Source organism: Enterobacter sp. 342, from assembly GCF_036663495.1.
Classification (GTDB): Bacteria; Pseudomonadota; Gammaproteobacteria; order Enterobacterales; family Enterobacteriaceae; genus Enterobacter.
Map to the genome: position 1 here is coordinate 137370 of NZ_JAWUEI010000008.1, position 18011 is coordinate 155380.

The following is an 18011-nucleotide window of genomic DNA, read 5'->3' on the forward strand; positions in this document are numbered from 1 at the left end:
CTTTATCATCTTGTGGGTCAAAAATCAGGGGATAGTTATACGGGCTGACACGGCAAAATGCCAGCCGGGGAGGGCGCTCTCGGACTATTTTACGTACTCGATCTCATTGACGTACCAGCTGGCTTCACCGGCAGGTGTCTGAACGACGGCTAAATCGCCCACTTCTTTTTTCAACAGCGCGCGGGCCATAGGGGAGTCAATAGAGATGTAATCCTTACGACCAAAAATTTCATCATAGCCGACGATGCGAAAACGCAGGGTATCGCCGTTATCGTTTTCAATTTCCACCCATGCGCCGAAGAACACTTTGCCCTCCTGCTGTGGGGAGTAATCGACAATTTTGAGGTTCTCAAGGCATTTCGTCAGATAGCGCACCCGACGGTCGATCTCGCGCAGTCGCTTCTTGTTGTACTGATAATCAGCATTTTCGCTGCGATCGCCGAGGCTCGCAGCCCAGGTGACTTTTTTCGTCACTTCTGGACGCTCTTCGCGCCACAGGTAATCCATCTCTTTTTTGAGTTTTTCGTACCCTTCGCGGGTGATCAGGGGCGTTTTCATGGGGTGACCTTCAGACTCGACATCATTGCAAACCTTGCGCACATTACGTATCACATAGCGTAACAGACAGCATTAATAATGATTTATGTGATGAAATGTGCAGATAAGCTGCTGTTAAATATGCTTTGTAACAATTTCGACTAGAATTTATACCAGAATTAGCTGGTCGAACACGTGCACTTTTTTAGAATACGCTGTTACAAAGACTATCCGAACCTTTGGGAGTAAATACAATGCAAGAGAACTACAAAATTCTGGTCGTGGATGACGACATGCGCCTGCGTGCGCTGCTGGAACGTTATCTGACCGAGCAGGGCTTCCAGGTTCGTAGCGTCGCGAACGCTGAGCAGATGGATCGTCTGCTGACCCGTGAATCTTTCCACCTGATGGTGCTCGACCTGATGCTGCCAGGTGAGGATGGGCTTTCTATCTGCCGTCGTCTGCGTAGCCAGAGCAACCCGATGCCGATCATCATGGTGACGGCGAAGGGTGAAGAAGTTGACCGTATCGTGGGCCTCGAAATTGGTGCTGACGACTACATTCCAAAACCGTTTAACCCGCGTGAACTGCTGGCACGTATTCGCGCCGTGCTGCGTCGTCAGGCAAACGAACTGCCTGGTGCACCATCGCAGGAAGAAGCTGTTATTGCCTTCGGTAAGTTTAAGCTGAACCTCGGCACGCGCGAGATGTTCCGTGAAGACGAACCTATGCCACTCACCAGCGGCGAGTTTGCCGTTCTCAAAGCACTGGTTAGCCACCCACGTGAGCCGCTGTCCCGTGACAAGCTGATGAACCTGGCGCGTGGCCGCGAATACTCCGCAATGGAACGCTCCATCGACGTACAGATCTCTCGTCTGCGCCGCATGGTGGAAGAAGATCCGGCGCATCCTCGTTATATTCAGACCGTTTGGGGTCTTGGCTACGTATTTGTCCCGGACGGTTCTAAAGCATGAGGCGAATGCGCTTCTCACCGCGAAGCTCGTTTGCCCGCACCCTGCTGTTGATCGTCACCTTGCTGTTCGTCAGCCTGGTGACGACCTATCTGGTGGTGCTGAACTTTGCGATCCTGCCAAGCCTCCAGCAGTTTAATAAGGTTCTGGCGTACGAAGTCCGTATGCTGATGACCGATAAACTGCAACTGGAGGATGGCACGCAGCTGGTTGTCCCCCCTGCCTTCCGTCGTGAAATCTACCGTGAGCTGGGCATTTCGCTCTACTCAAATGAAGCGGCGGAAGACGCGGGCCTGCGCTGGGCGCAGCATTATGAATTCCTTAGCCAGCAGATGGCGCAGCAGCTCGGAGGCCCGACGGAAGTGCGCGTCGAGGTCAACAAAAGCTCACCTGTTGTCTGGCTGAAAACCTGGCTGTCACCCAATATCTGGGTGCGCGTTCCACTGACCGAAATCCATCAGGGCGATTTCTCACCGCTGTTCCGCTATACCCTGGCGATTATGCTGCTGGCGATAGGCGGAGCCTGGTTGTTTATCCGTATACAGAACCGACCGCTGGTCGACCTGGAGCACGCTGCGCTGCAGGTCGGTAAAGGGATTATTCCTCCTCCATTGCGTGAGTATGGTGCCTCTGAGGTCCGTTCGGTGACGCGTGCGTTTAACCATATGGCGGCCGGTGTGAAGCAACTGGCGGATGACCGTACGTTGCTGATGGCCGGTGTGAGCCATGACCTGCGCACGCCGCTAACGCGTATTCGTCTGGCGACGGAGATGATGGGGGAAGAGGACGGCTATCTTGCCGAGTCCATCAACAAGGACATCGAAGAGTGTAATGCCATCATTGAGCAGTTCATCGACTACCTGCGCACCGGGCAGGAGATGCCAATGGAGATGGCAGATCTGAACGCGGTGCTGGGCGAAGTGGTGGCGGCGGAAAGCGGCTACGAGCGCGAGATTGATACCGACCTTCAGGCGGGTGAGATCCAGGTCCGCATGCACCCGCTCTCCATTAAGCGCGCGGTGGCGAACATGGTGGTCAACGCGGCGCGCTACGGCAATGGCTGGATTAAAGTCAGCAGCGGGTCTGAACTCAACCGCGCCTGGTTCCAGGTGGAAGACGATGGTCCGGGCATCAAGCCTGAGCAGCGTAAGCATCTGTTCCAGCCATTTGTTCGTGGTGACAGCGCGCGCAGCACCAGCGGTACAGGCTTAGGTCTGGCGATTGTGCAGCGTATCATTGATAACCATAACGGGTTGCTGGAGATTGGGACCAGCGAGCGGGGTGGGTTGAGCATTCGCGCCTGGCTGCCGGTGCCGGTGACGCGGGGACAGGTGAAAGAGAGTTAACAAAAGGGTGCGGCCTGATGCCCTCACCCCGGCCCTCTCCCGGAGGGAGAGGGAGAAAACATTAAAAAAGGCAACTTTCGTTGCCTTTTTGCTTTTACCTACAGCTTCGGTCCCGAACTCACCAGCGCTTCACCCGCCGGGGTATCGGTGTATTTCTCGAAGTTCTCAATAAACAACTTCGCCAGCGATTCCGCTTTCTCGCGCCACTGCTCCGGCGAACCGTAAGTGTTGCGTGGGTCGAGGATATGCGTATCCACACCCGGCAGCTCTGTTGGGATCGCCAGATCAAACATTGGCAGCGTGAAGGTTTCAGCGTTATCCAGAGAACCATCCAGAATGGCGTCGATAATGGCGCGCGTATCTTTGATGGAGATACGCTTGCCGGTACCGTTCCAGCCCGTGTTCACCAGGTATGCCTGCGCACCGGATGCCTGCATGCGTTTTACCAGCACCTCAGCGTACTGCGTCGGATGCAGCGACAGGAATGCCGCGCCGAAGCAGGCGGAGAAGGTTGGGGTGGGTTCAGTCACGCCGCGCTCGGTACCCGCCAGCTTGGCGGTGAAACCGGAGAGGAAGTGGTACTGTGTCTGGCTGGCAGTCAGGCGAGACACCGGAGGCAGCACGCCGAACGCATCCGCCGTCAGGAAAATGACCTTCGTGGCATGACCCGCTTTTGACACCGGCTTCACGATATTGTCGATGTGATAGATCGGGTAAGAGACGCGGGTGTTTTCCGTTTTCGACGCATCGTCGAAGTCGATGGAGCCATCGGCACGCACGGTGACGTTTTCCAGCAGCGCATCGCGACGAATAGCGTGGAAGATATCCGGCTCGGCCTCTTCAGACAGGCGAATGGTCTTCGCGTAGCAGCCGCCTTCAAAGTTGAATACACCGTCGTCATCCCAGCCGTGTTCGTCATCGCCAATCAGACGACGTTTCGGATCGGTGGACAGCGTGGTTTTCCCGGTACCGGAAAGTCCGAAGAACACCGCCACGTCACCTTTTTCACCGACGTTAGCCGAGCAGTGCATGGAGGCGATGCCCCGCAGCGGCAGCAGGTAGTTCATGACGGAGAACATCCCTTTCTTCATTTCGCCGCCGTACCAGGTACCACCGATCAGCTGGATACGCTCGGTCAGGTTGAAGGCAACAAAGTTTTCGGAGTTCAGACCCTGCTCTTTCCACTGTGGGTTAGTGCATTTCGCACCGTTCATCACGATGAAATCCGGGGTGAAATTCTTCAGCTCTTCGTCGGTTGGACGAATAAACATGTTTTTCACGAAATGCGCCTGCCAGGCCACTTCGGTGATAAAACGTACGGAGAGACGGGTGTCGGCGTTTGCGCCACAGAAAGCATCGACAATGAACAGACGCTTGCCGGAAAGTTGATGGGTGACGAGCCCTTTCAGATGCTGCCAGGTCTCCGGGGAGAGCGGTTTGTTATCGTTCTTCCCTTTGCCCTTGTCAGCCCACCACAGCGTATTGCGGGTGGTTTCGTCGCGGACGATATACTTATCTTTCGGCGAACGACCGGTAAAGATACCGGTATCGACGGCGATAGCACCAAGATTCGTCAACACACCGCGCTCGTATCCTTCCAGTGCTGGATTGAGCTCTTCCTGATACAGCGTATCGTAGTCGGGGTTGTAGACGATTTCCTGGACGTCGTTAATACCATAAGCCTTGAGATCTTGCGGGGTTAAACCAGTAACACGCATATCACTGCTCCTTAGCCAATATGTACTGCCTGAAATTGTAGGGTTTTTCTGAGGTTGTTAACCGCGACGGGGCTCATAGATTTACGCATCTGGACAAAACCCTTACTAACGGAAAACGCTGCGACTCCAGTCACAGGGCAGGCGGATTATCGCAGGAATCGCTTTTTGGTTGGGGAAAATGTTCCGAAAAGGTTAAAGGCTGGTGATATTATCGGAAGGAATGTGAATGTAATCGCATACACGTAAGAAAATTACGTAAGAGTTACATTATGAAAACGATTCAGCATGGGCGGGGATTTTACCCCTCCCCCAAAGGGGAGAGGGGAAAGTACTAGTGAACCTGTGGGTCAGCCGGGGAGGCGTTATTGCGGATCTCAGCGATATCCATCGAATTGAACACATAGTGCGTACCGCAGTAGTCACAGTGCATATCAATTTCGCCATCTTCCGCCATGATGCTGTCGATCTCTTCGTCCGGCAGCGTCTTCAGTGCGCCAGCACAGCGTTCACGTGAACAGGTGCACTTAAACTCCACTGACTGCGGGTCGTAAACGGTCACTTCTTCTTCGTGATACAGACGCCACAGCACATCGGTCGCCGACAGGTTGAACAACTCTTCCGCTTTGATGGTTTCAGTCAGCGTCGCCAGGTGTTCAAAATCATTGGTCTGCGCGTCCTGAGCCGGCAGAACCTGCAGCAACATACCACCTGCAGCTGGCTGACCGTCCACTTCACCGGTGCGAATGAACAGACGGGTTGGCAGCTGCTCAGAACGCATAAAGTAATCTTCCAGGCAGGCCGCCAGCGTATCGCCTTCCAGACCGACCACGCCCTGATAACGTTCACCTTCCTCTGGAGAGATAGTGATCACCAGGTAGCCATTACCCACCAGCGTTTTCAGATCTGCATTTTCAGGTACATCGCCCTGAACGCGTGCCACGCCGCGCATCTGCTGCTGGTTATTACCGTTGATCACCGCCAGCGTCATCGGGCCATCACCCTGCAATTGCACGGTGATATCACCCGCGAATTTCAGCGTCGCCGTCAGCAAGCTGGTGGCAACCAGCAGTTCGCCCAACAGGGTCTTCACCGGCAGCGGGTAGTTGTGGTTTTCCAGAATCTGTTTCCAGGTTTCGGATACGGTGACCAGCTCGCCGCGCACGGCGAATTGTTCAAACAGATAGCGGTGTAATTGGTCGTGTTGGGCCATTTTAGTCTCTCGTGCGGGTGAGGTTACTCAGTCTCACCGTGTTTAAATTTCATCAGATCGCGGCGCTCTTTTTTATCCGGCCGCCGGTCCGGGTGTGGCATTGTCAGCGCGTTCATTTTGCGCGCCAGCGCGGTTTTCTCACGCTTTTCAATGCTTTCAGCCGTCTCTTCATAAAGCAGTACGGCTTCGGTTGCGGGCCGTCGTTGTTCGGTAATGGCTTTAATCACCACCGTTCGTTCATCGTTGCCCTGACGCAGCGTCAGGGTGGCATTCAACTCAACCAGTTTGCTCGGTTTACTGCGCTGGCCGTTGTAATGCACTTTCCCGCCGTCAATCATCTCGCGGGCAAGGGCGCGCGTTTTATAAAAACGGGCTGCCCACAGCCATTTATCCAGTCTTACCTCGTCAGAGGGTTTTTCTTTCATGGCGTCTCCTTCACGGTGAGTGAGGGGATCATCTGGCGATAGTCATTCAGCCCAGGATGGCGCAGATAGCTTTTTTCAGCCAGACCAGAGTCAGGATTAGTGACCCCCAGACAATAGCGAATGCCAAAGGTGGCTGCGGAATCCAGAATGGGCTCGCTGTCGTCAATAAACAGCGTGCGTTCGGGCTGCAATCCCGTCTCTTCTTTCACCGCGTGCCACAACCGCTGATCCTCTTTCGGATAACCAAATGTGTGGGTAGAAAGTAATAAATCAAGGTGTGAAGCCAGACCCGTATGTTCCAGCTTTACCGCCAGATTATGAGGATGCGCATTGGTCAGCAAAATACGGCGCTTGCCGCTGGCTTTCAGTGCATCCAGGAAAGGAACAGTATCTTCACGCAGCACGGCGCGTGGGCCCTGAGCGGTAGTCATGGCACAAATATCCAAACCGAGGCGTTCGCTCCAGTAGTCAAGACAGTACCAGTTTAGCGTATGCTGCACCGCGCTATATTGCGAACGAATGAATGCCTGCGCTTCTGCCGGGGAGATCCCCTGCTGTTCGCCATAGGTTTCCGGAACCAGCTTTTGCCAGAAATAGTTATCAAAGGCGAGATCGAGCAGTGTGCCGTCCATATCCAGCAGAACGGTATCAACCTCCTGCCAGGCGATATCAAGATGCATAAGGGGTACTCCAGCCAGAAGAAACGTGCGCGACAGGGTAGCACATCTTGTCGCGCGAGGACGTTATCAGATCAGGCTCTCAGAGGAGGGGAGCAGCTTAGGATTGAGGCAATTTTCGTAATACTGCTGGATGTCAGCCAGCCGGGTGCGTGAGCGCTGGTAGCGACGCAGGGCCATAAAACCGTTCCAGAAGATAGAGAACAACATGGCTAACATCAGCAGCGAAGTACCAATGTAGCGCCACAAACCTGCGCTATCCGGCATCCGGTGCAGGCCGATATGACGGGTACCGTTGGCATCAGTATAAATACTCGTGACGATCCCTTCGGCACTGAACGGTGTTTGCATCAGCATCTGCGCCAGGCGCTGAAATTGGCCCCACTGCTCTTGTGCCGGGTAATCATAAAGCGCAACCTGCGGATAAGGTTGATCGACCAGGTCGCTACCTTCATCACTGACAATGACAAAGCCACCCGGTGCCGGGCTGTTCAGCGCCTGAGCCGCACGGGTGGTTTCACGCATCATGAACGGTGCTGTCGAGGTGGCCACCAGGTTATCCAGCGATTCCGCGCTAACCGGACGCAGCAGCACGTTGACGCCATCCAGTCGACCCGCTTCGGCACGTTTCACCAGCGAGTCCCAGTCTTTACTGTTCCCCAGGTTTACCAGGGCGTTTTTGAGACGCACACACTCGTCTTGCGAGGAGCATAAATCCTTCGTTTTCAGTACGATGTCGCCAAAATCATCCAGCAGAACCATGCCTGATTTCTGAATAGCTGAGCGCAGCGCAGGACTGACGCGCGAATCATCATCCGGCTTCGGATGTAACTGGCGGTTGACCGTCTGAGTGAGGGCGGTGGCTTTATTCACCACTTCGGATTCCGGCAACGGCAACGGTGGGGCGTCGTTCCAGATGATTTGCGAGCAATCGAACGGCATGAACGGTGAATTCTGACGCGTATTCCACGCCCCTGGGGTGTGAATATTACACATCCCGGTTCCCTTCAGGCGCAGCGTGTCTCCTACGCGCACACCGGCTTCATCCAGTTTGTTGACGCTGGACGCTTCGATGGTTTGCGCCCCTTTGATCCACGACAGGGTGAATTTGATGGGCATATCCAGCGGCACGAAAAGCAGCAGCATGACAAAGACCAGCGCGGCGCCTCCGGCAATAACCGTGCTACGTAGCCAGTGCTGGAGCGGGAAATTTTTCACTTCGTCATGCAGAGATAAAAACCGCCCCTGACGCACAACGTGGCGGTCAAGGTAGATATCAATATCGGTTTTCTGTCCTAAATCCTGCGCAATCCATGGTTGCCAGTGGCGCGGGTAGATAAGGTCGATAATGCCGAGTGAGATATTGTTGAGATGCTCCTGATCGTTTTCACCGAACAGACCCCAGCGCTTCGGCGTACCGCGCAGGCAGTGGATCTCTCGCAACGAGGTTTTTGCTGGTGGGGCAAAAAGCCCCCAAAGCCCGGCAGCCAACAGTAACACCGCTCCGCCAGCCAGCCAGGGGACAAACACATCCGGCGTCAGCAGACAGCAGAAAAAGAGCAGGAAAGCGGCAACGATCAGGATGGCTTCACGAATGCCATCCGGACGGCTCAGGGCGTATTCTTCATGCGTCTCCTGGCGGATATTCAGCAGCTCGATCTGCTCTGACTCTTCGCCACGGATGGAAGCCTGGGTTGAACTTGCACGTTCCAGGGCAAAGCGAGGCGCTTCCTGAAGGTATTCACTTAACGTGTGACCGTTAAGCGAGATGACCAGAGGTAGTGAATCGGTGTGGATCAGTTCAACGCTGTTTTCGTCAGTAATGTATTGCTCCCAGGAAGGGGGCAGATGTACTTCGACAGAATCAAGGTAATAGCGCCATTTGTTGGGATCATCGGTGGTGATGCCATAGCGCGTGATGGAGCGCGTCAGGCACAGCACGGTATCACTTTGCGCATTAAGCTTAAGTGAGACTGGCGCAGTAGTAGCTCCCGTCGGCCCAGGGGTTAACTGAGAACGGTTCAGCGTTTCGAGATAGTTTTCAACTGCATCGCGCTCGTCTTGCGTGAGTTTACGCGTCGTTGCGCCAGCGAACGCATTTAAAAAAGGCAACCGGTAACGGCGTTGTATGCGACGCCTGTACACCCACCCTGCAAACAATGCGCCGGCCAGCATAGCAGCGAGAACAATCAAAATGGTGCTCATGCTTTCCCCATCTTACTTATCTTCTTACAGGTGTAGTCTGTAGCACCTTTAATATTGAATGAGAGTCTGTGGTTGGCTATCGGCAAGTATGGAGTCGAACTTGAGCATTCTGAAGCGCATCCCAGTGACCGATGATGATAGCAAAGCCTGTTATGGCGCGATATCAGCAAATTCCTGGAAACATTTCAACCTCTTGACATTTGTTTTGAATTGAGGATTGATCTTTATTACGTTGCATAAATGTAAATAAAGAACGATTGACATTGCCGAAACCGTGCGGCGTATCGCACAATAAAGCCCGTTCTCACTGCTAAGACCCATCAAGATGAGCAAACCACTACAAAAACCCACCATTCTGAATGTTGAAACTATCGCCAAATCGCGCCTGTTTAATGTCGAAAGCGTGGATCTGGAGTTCAGCAACGGTGTGCGTCGCGTTTATGAGCGTATGCGCCCCTCTGCGCGCGAAGCGGTGATGATTGTTCCCATTGTCGACGATCATCTGATTTTGATCCGCGAATACGCTGTGGGAACGGAATCTTACGAGCTCGGGTTTTCGAAAGGACTTATCGACCCGGGTGAAACCGTCTTTGAAGCGGCAAACCGTGAGCTGAAAGAAGAGGTGGGTTTTGGTGCAAATGAGCTGTCGTTCCTGAAAAAACTGAGCCTGGCACCGTCCTATTTTTCCAGCAAAATGAATATTGTGGTGGCTGAAGATCTCTATCCAGAATCGCTGGAAGGAGACGAACCGGAACCACTGCCGCAGGTTCGCTGGCCGTTAGCACACCTGATGGATTTGCTGGAAGACCCGGACTTTAACGAAGCGCGTAATGTGAGTGCGCTGTTCCTGGTTCGTGAGTGGTTGAAGGGGCAGGGGCGACTGTAGGCCATAAAAAAAGCCGGGTGGCGGCTTCGCCTTACCCGGCCTACGATGCTTTGCCCGATTTTTATCGGGCATTTTTATATTTAGAACAACTCGTGCGTTTCACCGTTATCAATAATCTCTGTACCCACCTCGTGCACCGCCTGTGTGGTTGGCTGCGTGCCCTCGATGAAATACTCTTCTCGACTATTCCCGCCGTTGGCGAGCTGGCCTGTACTGCGGTCGATATTGACTGTCACCACGCCTGGCGGTGGCGTCAGCGGCTGTTCCGGAACACCTTCAAGAACAGACTTCATATACGCATCCCAGGCAGGTTGTGCACTTTTCGCACCGCCTTCGTAGCCAGAAATCTGATCTTTAATCGCTCCTGACGCCGTTGTACGGCCTAAGTCACGACGATGATCGTCGAAACCGATCCAGACTGAGGTCACCACACCCGGGCCGTAGCCGGAGAACCACGCATCTTTCGAGCTGTTGGTGGTCCCTGTCTTACCGCCGATGTCATGACGCTGCAAATCACGTCCTGCACGCCAGCCGGTACCTTGCCAGCCTGGTTCACCGAAGATGTTAGTGTTCAGTGCGCTTTTGATCAGGAACGACAGCGGCGTGTTGATCACATGCGGGGCATACTCCTGCGCACCAGTCTGCGCCACCAGCGCCTGGTTCGCCTGTTCCAGTTGCGGCTGCGGTACTACGCCGTTCTGCTGCTCCTGAGACACAGCGACGTCTTCCATGTCCTTATTTTCAAGCACGTCAGATTTCGGCGTATTGCCGTAAATGACCGGAATATCGCAGTCAGGACAAGCAATTTTCGGCTTCGCTTCAAACAGTACGCCACCCTGATCGTTCTCGATTTTACTGATGAAATACGGATCAATCAGGAAGCCACCGTTGGCCATTACCGAGTATCCACGTGCAACCTGAAGCGGCGTAAAGGAGGCTGAGCCTAACGCCAGAGATTCGGTACGAACGATGTTCTGCGCCGGGAAACCGAAGCGCTGCAGATACTCGGCAGCATAGTCGACGCCCATCGCGCGCATGGCACGCACCATCACCACGTTTTTCGACTGTCCCAGACCCTGACGAAGACGAATTGGGCCGGCATATTCCGCCGGGGAGTTCTTCGGCTGCCAGTCGGAACCTGCACCGGCATCCCAGCGAGAGATGGGCACGTCGTTAAGGATGCTGGCGAGGGTCAGGCCCTTATCCATCGCGGCAGTGTAGAGGAACGGCTTGATATTGGAACCGACCTGACGCAGTGCCTGGGTAGCACGGTTAAATTTGCTCTGGTTAAAATCGAACCCACCGACCAGAGCCATTACCGCACCGTTCTGAGGATTAATGGAGACCAGAGCCGAGTTAACGTCCGGAACCTGCGCCAGCCACCAGGACTCACCTACCTTGCGCACCCAGATTTGCTGTCCGGTTTGTACCGCATCGGTCACTTTACGCGGCGTTGCGCCTTGCAGGGTATCCGAACGGTATGGACGCGCCCAACGGATGCCATCCATACGCAGGGAGACGGAGGTGCCGTCCGCGAGCGTTGCAACGGCTTCCTGAGGATCGGCTTGAGTCACCACGGCAGGAAGGAGCGGACCATAGGTTGGCAGCGCTTTCAGCGTAGCGGTGATTTTTTTGCTGTCCCACGCACTTTCGCCCACTTTCCAGAGCACGTTTGACGGGCCGCGATAGCCGTGACGCATATCGTAATCCAGCACGTTATTACGCACCGCTTCCTGAGCTGCTTGCTGAACTTTGCGGGTAACAGTGGTGTAAACGCGATAACCATCTTCATAGGCCTTGTCACCATAACGATTCACCATTTCCTGGCGAACCATTTCGGTCAGATAAGGGGCAGAGAAGGCGATCTCAGGGGCATGGTAGTTGGCATCAATGACATCATTACGCGCCTGGTCGTACTCGCTCTGGCTGATATAGCCTTCGCTTAACATACGGGACAGAACGACGTTACGACGTGCAGTGGCGCGATCGAGCGAGTAGAGCGGGTTAAACGTGGAAGGTGCTTTCGGTAGACCCGCGATGGTTGCCATTTCGCTCAAGCTGAGTTGCTCAACTGGTTTACCAAAGTACACCTGTGCAGCAGCGCCCACGCCATAGGCACGGTAACCCAGATAGATTTTATTGAGGTACAGCTCAAGGATCTCGTCTTTGCTTAACAACTGCTCAATACGGATCGCAAGGAACACCTCTTTGATCTTACGGATCAGCGTCTTTTCCGGACTGAGGAAGAAGTTACGTGCCAGCTGTTGCGTAATGGTACTCGCCCCCTGAGAGGCATGACCGGAGAACAACGCAATGCTTGCGGCACGGAAAATCCCTATCGGATCGACACCATGGTGCTCGTAAAAACGGCTGTCCTCAGTGGCGATAAAGGCTTTCACCATAACAGGTGGAATTTGGTTTAAGGTCAGCGGAATACGGCGCTTCTCGCCATACTGCGCCATCAACTCGCCATCGGCGCTATAGACTTGCATCGGGATCTGGAGTCGCACATCGCGAAGCGTGGCGACATCAGGTAGCTGTGGCTCAATATATTTGTACAAACCGTAAATCGAGCCTGCTCCCAGCAGAATGCAACAGACTGCAAGGATGAATAAATACTTTACGAACTTCACCGGAGATTTCCCATTTGGTTTCACTTGGGCAGTTTCTAAACAATCGCGCGGTAGTATAAAGGCAAGCCTGATTCATTGATATAGCCGTCACGGTGACGGGCGATAAGGAGATCGTGAAGCATGGCTTTCAAAACATGGCAAACGGGCGTTCATATTCAACAGGATAGGGTGCTGATTATCGCATTGGCCCGGGAGAGAGCGGGCTGGTGCTTGCGTCGCTGGTGGGCAATCTCTCTGGCCGAAGGCATTATTCGGGAAGGTAAAATTTGCCAGCCAGAACAGCTGGTTGACGCGTTGCGCGACTGGCGGAAGACGTTGCCGCACCACCACCGTGTGTTCCTCTCTTTCCCGGCAGGACGCACCCTGCAACGGTCACTTCCCCGCCCGGGCATTGCGCTGCGCGACAGTGAGCAACTTTCATGGCTGGGCGCGGCGCTCTCTCGCGAACTGGAGATGCCAGCAGAAACGCTCTGTTTCGATTACGTGCAGGACACGTTCAGCAACACATTTCATGTTACCGCTGCACAAAACAAAGAGGTTGAAACTCTCCTGGCGCTGGCGAAAACGCTACGTTTGCGGCTGGTGACGATTACCCCGGATGCCAGCGCACTGGCGAACCTTCTTCCCGCAGTTGCCCCGGCGCATTGCGTCGCCTGGCGAGATGAACATCAGTGGCTTTGGGCTATGCGCCACCAGTGGGGACGCCGCTTTACCACAGAAGCTGCAAACGCGACGGAACTGGCGGCGCTGCTGGCCCTGAGCCCAGGCAATATCGCGCTGTTCGATAGCCTACGTGACCCATGGGAAACCCTGGATCGCTGCCATGCCCCTCTACCGGATTGCGGTGCTGATTACACCGTCGCGCTGGCGTTAGCCATGAGCGAGGTTCCTGAGTGAACATGACGAACTTTATGCCGTGGCGACAGCAAAGGAGGGCGCGATGCCTGCGTTTCTGGGGCGCGATGTTTGTCGGCGCATGGCTGGTGATGCTGATGGTCATTTTCGGTCTGAGGATAAACCACCAGGTGAGACTGCACGCTCTGCGAGCTGAACTGGCGGGAATGCAGTCCGTGCGTCACGCACTTATGTCTCGCCAGACGCCGATGCCTGCACTGAAACGTCAACGACACGCGTGGCAACCGGTGCTGGAATCACTTGCCAGCGTCATTCCGTCGCAGGTCTGGCTGACAGAACTGCGTTATCAGCCTCCCGCTCTGATGCTTATCGGGTATGCCACTACTCTGCCAGCCCTTTCTGCGCTGCGTGATGTACCTGGACAACTCGACGGGTTCACGACAGGACCCGCAGGGGAGATTCGCCAGGATAGCCAGGGACACTGGATGTTCACATTTAATCTGAAAAGTGAGAGGTAACGTGTGGACACCCTGTTGGAACGCTGGTGCGAAAACCGTCCATGGCATCGGGTGCTTTGCTGGTGTCTGAGTATTCTCTTTGCCGGGCTGGCTGGATGGAGCACCTTGCTCCGTCCAGTAGACAGGCTGTGTGCTGAACTCCAGCGGCAATTGATGCAGGATGCGCGGGCTAATGCATCGCTATGGCCCGCAGCCAGTAAGATACCTTTTAACCCGGAACCCAGGGAATTGCAGAAGATGCAGCCCTTTTCACCGCTCGATTTTCAGGGGAACGGTGTGAAATTGGTTCACTGGAAGCCGTCGCAAAGGGGAGGAGAACTGACGCTGGATGCTGAATGGCCGGCGATCCCGACCGTTTTTTCTCTGCTGGCGCAGCGGGATGTGCAGGTCGCTGCTTTCGCTATTGCGCCACAGGATGCGTTGTTACGCCTGCGGCTGGAGCTGGAGTCGGATCATGAGAAATAGTGCGCGTTGCTTGCTGGTTTGTTCGGTGCTGACATTGACCGGCATGCGCGATCCGTTTCGCCCGCCGGACGATCCTTGCAGTAGTGGTCAACTGGTGCAGTGGCACTACCGCGGTATGGTGGCGGGTCATGAAACGGTTGGCATCTTACAGGATGGGCAAAAGCGCTGGTATCGCCTGAAAACGCATCAGCGCTTCCCGGTGGGCTGGCAGGTAAAAGCCATCAATGAGTCAGCACTGGTTGTTGATGTGGGTGACACATGTGAACCTGGACAATGGACGTGGCAACGAGAAGGAACGATTAAAAATGAACTTAAGGATAATGCTGTTGCTGCTGGCGTTCTGCCATCCGCTGTGGGCCACCGTACCAAAACCCGTCACGCTGGTGGTGGATGATGTTCCTGTGGTTCAGGTGCTACAGGCACTTTTCGCGCAGGAGAACCGTAATCTGGTGATATCACCTGATGTTAGCGGCACGCTTTCACTTAACCTGACGCGCGTCCCCTGGCGACAAGCGCTACAGACGGTGGTCAACAGCGCCGGGCTCGTTTTACGAGAGGAGGGTGGCATTTTTTATGTCCATACCGCGGCCTGGCAGCGCGAACAGCGGGAGCGTTCAGAGCAGGAGCGGACGCGCCGGCAGCTGGATGCACCACTGGTCTCACAGAGTCTCTCTTTTTCTTACGCTGATGCCGGGGAGTTACAAAAAGCAGCCGAAAAACTCCTGAGCCCAAAGGGGAGTTTATCACTCGACAAGCGCACTAACCGCCTGTTGGTTCGGGATAATCAGACGGTGCTGGAGATGCTACAGCGCTGGGCCGCCCAAATGGATATTCCCGTCGAGCAGGTTGAGCTGGCGGCGCATATCGTGACCATTAATGAAAAAAGCCTGCGTGAGCTGGGAGTGAAGTGGAATCTCGCCGACGCCACCGACGCGGGCAAGGTCGGACACGTCACGACGCTTGGCAGCGATCTTTCCGTGGCCAGCGCTACCAGCCACGTGGGTTTTAATATCGGGCGAATTAATGGTCGGCTGCTGGATCTGGAGTTGTCTGCACTGGAGCAAAAACAGCAGGTTGATATCATCGCCAGCCCGCGACTGCTGGCCTCGCATATGCAACCGGCCAGCATCAAACAGGGGAGTGAGATCCCGTATCAGGTCTCAAGCGGTGAAAGCGGGGCGACCTCTGTGGAATTCAAAGAGGCGGTATTAGGGATGGAGGTGACTCCCGTGGTATTGCCTGGTGGACGTGTGCGTCTGAAATTACACATCAGTGAGAATATGCCGGGGCAGGTGCTGCAGCAGGCTGATGGTGAAACGCTGGCGATCGACAAACAAGAGATCGAAACACAGGTGGAGGTAAAAAGCGGAGAAACACTGGCGCTGGGTGGAATTTTCTCGCAGAAGAACAAAACAGGCAGCGACAGCGTGCCGGGGCTGGGTCGCATCCCCTGGATTGGGCAGCTTTTTCGTCATGATGGAAAAGACAACGAACGACGTGAGTTAGTGGTGTTTATTACACCACGTCTGGTCGGTATTCACTGACGGGTAACGATCCCCGCAATGATTTTGCATTCAGTTTGTTGCAGATGTTTGACGTGGGGCATGAATTAGCATACAAGGAGTACCGATTTGAGTTGGACTTACGTCTTATTACCTTATGCGCCCGGCGCGGTGATTTAATCAGTTGCCAAACAAGCCGGAGTATTGAGATAATTTTTAGTCTGACTCTCGCTCTATTGCATATGAGGTTTCAGTTCATGTCCTGCTACGCTGGGTGTCTGCGAAGCGGGGATTACCATTAACGAATAGTCTTAGTAGTACCGATAAAATGGCAGAGAAACGCAATATCTTTCTGGTTGGGCCTATGGGTGCCGGCAAAAGCACTATTGGGCGTCAGTTAGCTCAACAACTCAATATGGAATTTTACGATTCTGATCAAGAGATTGAGAAACGAACCGGAGCTGATGTGGGCTGGGTTTTCGACGTAGAAGGCGAAGAAGGTTTCCGTGACCGAGAAGAAAAAGTGATCAACGAACTCACGGAAAAACAGGGCATTGTGCTGGCAACAGGCGGCGGCTCTGTAAAATCTCGCGAAACCCGCAACCGTCTCTCCGCCCGTGGCGTAGTGGTCTATCTTGAAACGACCATCGAGAAACAGCTGGCACGTACGCAGCGTGATAAAAAGCGCCCGCTGCTGCAGGTTGAAACGCCACCACGCGAAGTTCTGGAAGCGTTGGCCGATGAACGCAATCCGTTGTACGAAGAGATTGCTGATGTGACCATTCGTACTGACGATCAGAGCGCTAAAGTGGTTGCAAACCAGATTATTCATATGCTGGAAAGCAACTGATTCTGGCTTTATATACACTCGCCTGCGGGTAAAAGCATTAAAGGTGGATGTCGCGTCATGGAGAGGATTACAGTTACTCTCGGGGAACGTAGTTACCCTATCACCATCGCGGCTGGTTTGTTTAACGACCCAGCTTCCTTTTTACCACTGAAAGCGGGTGATCAGGCGATGCTGGTCACCAACGAGACGCTGGCTCCGCTTTATCTTGACCGTGTACGCCACCTGCTAGAGCAGGCGGGTGTAAAAGTCGACAGTGTCATTCTGCCCGATGGCGAGCAGTATAAAAGTCTGACGGTACTGGATACCGTCTTTACCGCATTGCTGCAAAAACCGCATGGTCGCGATACAACACTGCTTGCCCTGGGCGGCGGTGTTGTGGGCGATCTCACCGGCTTTGCGGCTGCAAGCTATCAACGTGGTGTCCGTTTTATTCAGATTCCAACCACGTTACTGTCTCAGGTCGACTCTTCTGTTGGCGGCAAAACTGCGGTCAACCATCCGCTTGGCAAAAACATGATTGGTGCGTTCTACCAGCCCGCTTCGGTGGTGGTGGATCTCGACTGTCTGAAAACGCTGCCGAAGCGTGAGCTGGCGTCTGGTCTTGCTGAAGTGATCAAATACGGCATTATTCTGGATGGCGAGTTCTTTGACTGGCTTGAAGAGAATATGGATGCGTTGCTGCGCCTGGATGAGGCTAAACTGGCATATTGCATCCGTCGTTGTTGTGAGCTGAAAGCGGAAGTTGTCGCTGCGGACGAGCGTGAAACGGGCTTACGTGCTTTACTGAATCTGGGGCATACGTTTGGTCACGCGATTGAAGCCGAAATGGGTTACGGTAACTGGCTTCACGGTGAAGCGGTTGCTGCCGGAATGGTGATGGCTGCTCGCACCTCTGAACGTCTGGGGCAGTTTAAACCGGATGAGACGGCGCGCATCATCGCGCTGCTTGAGCGTGCAGGCTTGCCAGTGACCGGGCCGCAAGAGATGTCGGCACAAGCGTATTTACCCCACATGATGCGCGATAAAAAAGTATTGGCAGGTGAGATGCGTCTTGTACTCCCGCTTGCAATAGGGAAGAGTGAAGTGCGCGGCGGAGTGCCGCACGATGTCGTTCTTGGCGCTATCGCTGATTGTCAGCAGGCGTAACAACTAGAAAGGTCAGGCCACTGTTGCAGGTGGTCGTTTAGCTTCAGGTGAAATGCAAAGTCGTTGG

17 protein-coding genes are annotated in these 18011 nt (G+C 54.3%); 10 read left to right on the plus strand and 7 right to left on the minus strand.

What is annotated here, in order from left to right; genetic code table 11:
- Positions 1-84: 84 nt before the first annotated feature.
- Positions 85-558 carry a transcription elongation factor GreB gene (gene greB / locus V6E55_RS09015; protein ID WP_022649631.1) on the minus strand — a complete coding sequence of 158 codons (474 nt, stop codon included), beginning with the start codon at positions 556-558 and terminating at the stop codon, positions 85-87.
- A 233-nt stretch (positions 559-791) separates the two neighbouring features.
- On the opposite strand from greB, the gene ompR reads away from it, so the two are divergent.
- Together ompR and envZ are read left to right on the plus strand one after the other, a co-directional pair.
- The gene (ompR, locus tag V6E55_RS09020) at positions 792-1511 is read left to right on the plus strand and encodes an osmolarity response regulator transcription factor OmpR (RefSeq protein WP_001157751.1); all 720 of its coding nucleotides are present in this window, start codon (positions 792-794) and stop codon (positions 1509-1511) included.
- Positions 1508-2854, plus strand: a complete 1347-nt coding sequence (envZ, locus tag V6E55_RS09025) for a two-component system sensor histidine kinase EnvZ (RefSeq protein WP_023309494.1) — start codon at positions 1508-1510, stop codon at positions 2852-2854. Before ompR ends, envZ begins: the two co-directional genes overlap by 4 nt.
- Positions 2855-2952: 98 nt before the next feature.
- Here the strand turns inward: envZ and pckA are convergent, their stop codons facing one another.
- The 5 genes from pckA to V6E55_RS09050 form a co-directional block, all read right to left on the minus strand.
- Positions 2953-4572 (minus strand): phosphoenolpyruvate carboxykinase (ATP), encoded by a 1620-nt coding sequence (gene pckA / locus V6E55_RS09030; RefSeq protein WP_316942646.1) that lies wholly within the window; start codon positions 4570-4572, stop codon positions 2953-2955.
- Positions 4573-4903: 331 nt separating this feature from the next.
- Complete coding sequence (gene hslO, locus V6E55_RS09035) at positions 4904-5782, minus strand: Hsp33 family molecular chaperone HslO (RefSeq protein ID WP_023309492.1); 879 nt, start codon at positions 5780-5782, stop codon at positions 4904-4906.
- A 23-nt stretch (positions 5783-5805) separates the two neighbouring features.
- Entirely contained in the window at positions 5806-6207 is a 402-nt protein-coding gene (gene hslR / locus V6E55_RS09040; protein ID WP_316942648.1) for a ribosome-associated heat shock protein Hsp15, read from the minus strand.
- Positions 6204-6887, minus strand: a complete 684-nt coding sequence (gene yrfG, locus V6E55_RS09045; RefSeq protein WP_049007368.1) for a GMP/IMP nucleotidase — start codon at positions 6885-6887, stop codon at positions 6204-6206. Before yrfG ends, hslR begins: the two co-directional genes overlap by 4 nt.
- 66 nt (positions 6888-6953) lie before the next feature.
- Positions 6954-9089, minus strand: coding sequence for an intracellular growth attenuator family protein (locus V6E55_RS09050; protein ID WP_114979349.1), 2136 nt, complete (start codon positions 9087-9089; stop codon positions 6954-6956).
- A gap of 325 nt (positions 9090-9414) precedes the next feature.
- Between V6E55_RS09050 and nudE the strand changes: the two genes are divergently transcribed.
- Complete coding sequence (nudE, locus tag V6E55_RS09055) at positions 9415-9975, plus strand: ADP compounds hydrolase NudE (protein ID WP_114979350.1); 561 nt, start codon at positions 9415-9417, stop codon at positions 9973-9975.
- A gap of 80 nt (positions 9976-10055) precedes the next feature.
- On the opposite strand, the gene mrcA is transcribed toward nudE, so the two are convergent.
- The gene (mrcA, locus tag V6E55_RS09060) at positions 10056-12608 is read right to left on the minus strand and encodes a peptidoglycan glycosyltransferase/peptidoglycan DD-transpeptidase MrcA (RefSeq protein ID WP_316942650.1); all 2553 of its coding nucleotides are present in this window, start codon (positions 12606-12608) and stop codon (positions 10056-10058) included.
- A gap of 120 nt (positions 12609-12728) precedes the next feature.
- Between mrcA and V6E55_RS09065 the strand changes: the two genes are divergently transcribed.
- The 7 genes from V6E55_RS09065 to aroB all read left to right on the plus strand — a co-directional run bounded on the left by V6E55_RS09065 (position 12729) and on the right by aroB (position 17944).
- Positions 12729-13505 (plus strand): DNA utilization protein HofM, encoded by a 777-nt coding sequence (locus V6E55_RS09065; RefSeq protein WP_316942651.1) that lies wholly within the window; start codon positions 12729-12731, stop codon positions 13503-13505.
- Positions 13502-13981 carry a PilN domain-containing protein gene (locus V6E55_RS09070; RefSeq protein ID WP_316942652.1) on the plus strand — a complete coding sequence of 160 codons (480 nt, stop codon included), beginning with the start codon at positions 13502-13504 and terminating at the stop codon, positions 13979-13981. Before V6E55_RS09065 ends, V6E55_RS09070 begins: the two co-directional genes overlap by 4 nt.
- A gap of 3 nt (positions 13982-13984) precedes the next feature.
- The gene (locus V6E55_RS09075) at positions 13985-14446 is read left to right on the plus strand and encodes a HofO family protein (protein ID WP_316942653.1); all 462 of its coding nucleotides are present in this window, start codon (positions 13985-13987) and stop codon (positions 14444-14446) included.
- A complete protein-coding gene (locus tag V6E55_RS09080; RefSeq protein ID WP_114979355.1) occupies positions 14436-14840 on the plus strand; it encodes a HofP DNA utilization family protein in 405 nt (134 codons plus the stop codon). Before V6E55_RS09075 ends, V6E55_RS09080 begins: the two co-directional genes overlap by 11 nt.
- Positions 14767-15990, plus strand: coding sequence for a DNA uptake porin HofQ (gene hofQ, locus V6E55_RS09085; protein ID WP_410493443.1), 1224 nt, complete (start codon positions 14767-14769; stop codon positions 15988-15990). Before V6E55_RS09080 ends, hofQ begins: the two co-directional genes overlap by 74 nt.
- Positions 15991-16276: 286 nt before the next feature.
- Positions 16277-16798 carry a shikimate kinase AroK gene (aroK, locus tag V6E55_RS09090; protein ID WP_003861630.1) on the plus strand — a complete coding sequence of 174 codons (522 nt, stop codon included), beginning with the start codon at positions 16277-16279 and terminating at the stop codon, positions 16796-16798.
- A gap of 57 nt (positions 16799-16855) precedes the next feature.
- A complete protein-coding gene (gene aroB / locus V6E55_RS09095) occupies positions 16856-17944 on the plus strand; it encodes a 3-dehydroquinate synthase (RefSeq protein WP_028018016.1) in 1089 nt (362 codons plus the stop codon).
- Positions 17945-18011: the final 67 nt, after the last annotated feature.

What these genes read in the sequence shown, in the direction of transcription:
- greB (WP_022649631.1), bottom strand. Translation starts at nt 558, where the DNA reads ATGAAAACGCCCCTGATCACCCGCGAAGGGTACGAAAAACTCAAAAAA.
- ompR (WP_001157751.1), top strand. Translation starts at nt 792, where the DNA reads ATGCAAGAGAACTACAAAATTCTGGTCGTGGATGACGACATGCGCCTG.
- envZ (WP_023309494.1), top strand. Translation starts at nt 1,508, where the DNA reads ATGAGGCGAATGCGCTTCTCACCGCGAAGCTCGTTTGCCCGCACCCTG.
- pckA (WP_316942646.1), bottom strand. Translation starts at nt 4,572, where the DNA reads ATGCGTGTTACTGGTTTAACCCCGCAAGATCTCAAGGCTTATGGTATT.
- hslO (WP_023309492.1), bottom strand. Translation starts at nt 5,782, where the DNA reads ATGGCCCAACACGACCAATTACACCGCTATCTGTTTGAACAATTCGCC.
- hslR (WP_316942648.1), bottom strand. Translation starts at nt 6,207, where the DNA reads ATGAAAGAAAAACCCTCTGACGAGGTAAGACTGGATAAATGGCTGTGG.
- yrfG (WP_049007368.1), bottom strand. Translation starts at nt 6,887, where the DNA reads ATGCATCTTGATATCGCCTGGCAGGAGGTTGATACCGTTCTGCTGGAT.
- V6E55_RS09050 (WP_114979349.1), bottom strand. Translation starts at nt 9,089, where the DNA reads ATGAGCACCATTTTGATTGTTCTCGCTGCTATGCTGGCCGGCGCATTG.
- nudE (WP_114979350.1), top strand. Translation starts at nt 9,415, where the DNA reads ATGAGCAAACCACTACAAAAACCCACCATTCTGAATGTTGAAACTATC.
- V6E55_RS09065 (WP_316942651.1), top strand. Translation starts at nt 12,729, where the DNA reads ATGGCTTTCAAAACATGGCAAACGGGCGTTCATATTCAACAGGATAGG.
- V6E55_RS09080 (WP_114979355.1), top strand. Translation starts at nt 14,436, where the DNA reads ATGAGAAATAGTGCGCGTTGCTTGCTGGTTTGTTCGGTGCTGACATTG.
- hofQ (WP_410493443.1), top strand. Translation starts at nt 14,767, where the DNA reads ATGCTGTTGCTGCTGGCGTTCTGCCATCCGCTGTGGGCCACCGTACCA.
- aroK (WP_003861630.1), top strand. Translation starts at nt 16,277, where the DNA reads ATGGCAGAGAAACGCAATATCTTTCTGGTTGGGCCTATGGGTGCCGGC.
- aroB (WP_028018016.1), top strand. Translation starts at nt 16,856, where the DNA reads ATGGAGAGGATTACAGTTACTCTCGGGGAACGTAGTTACCCTATCACC.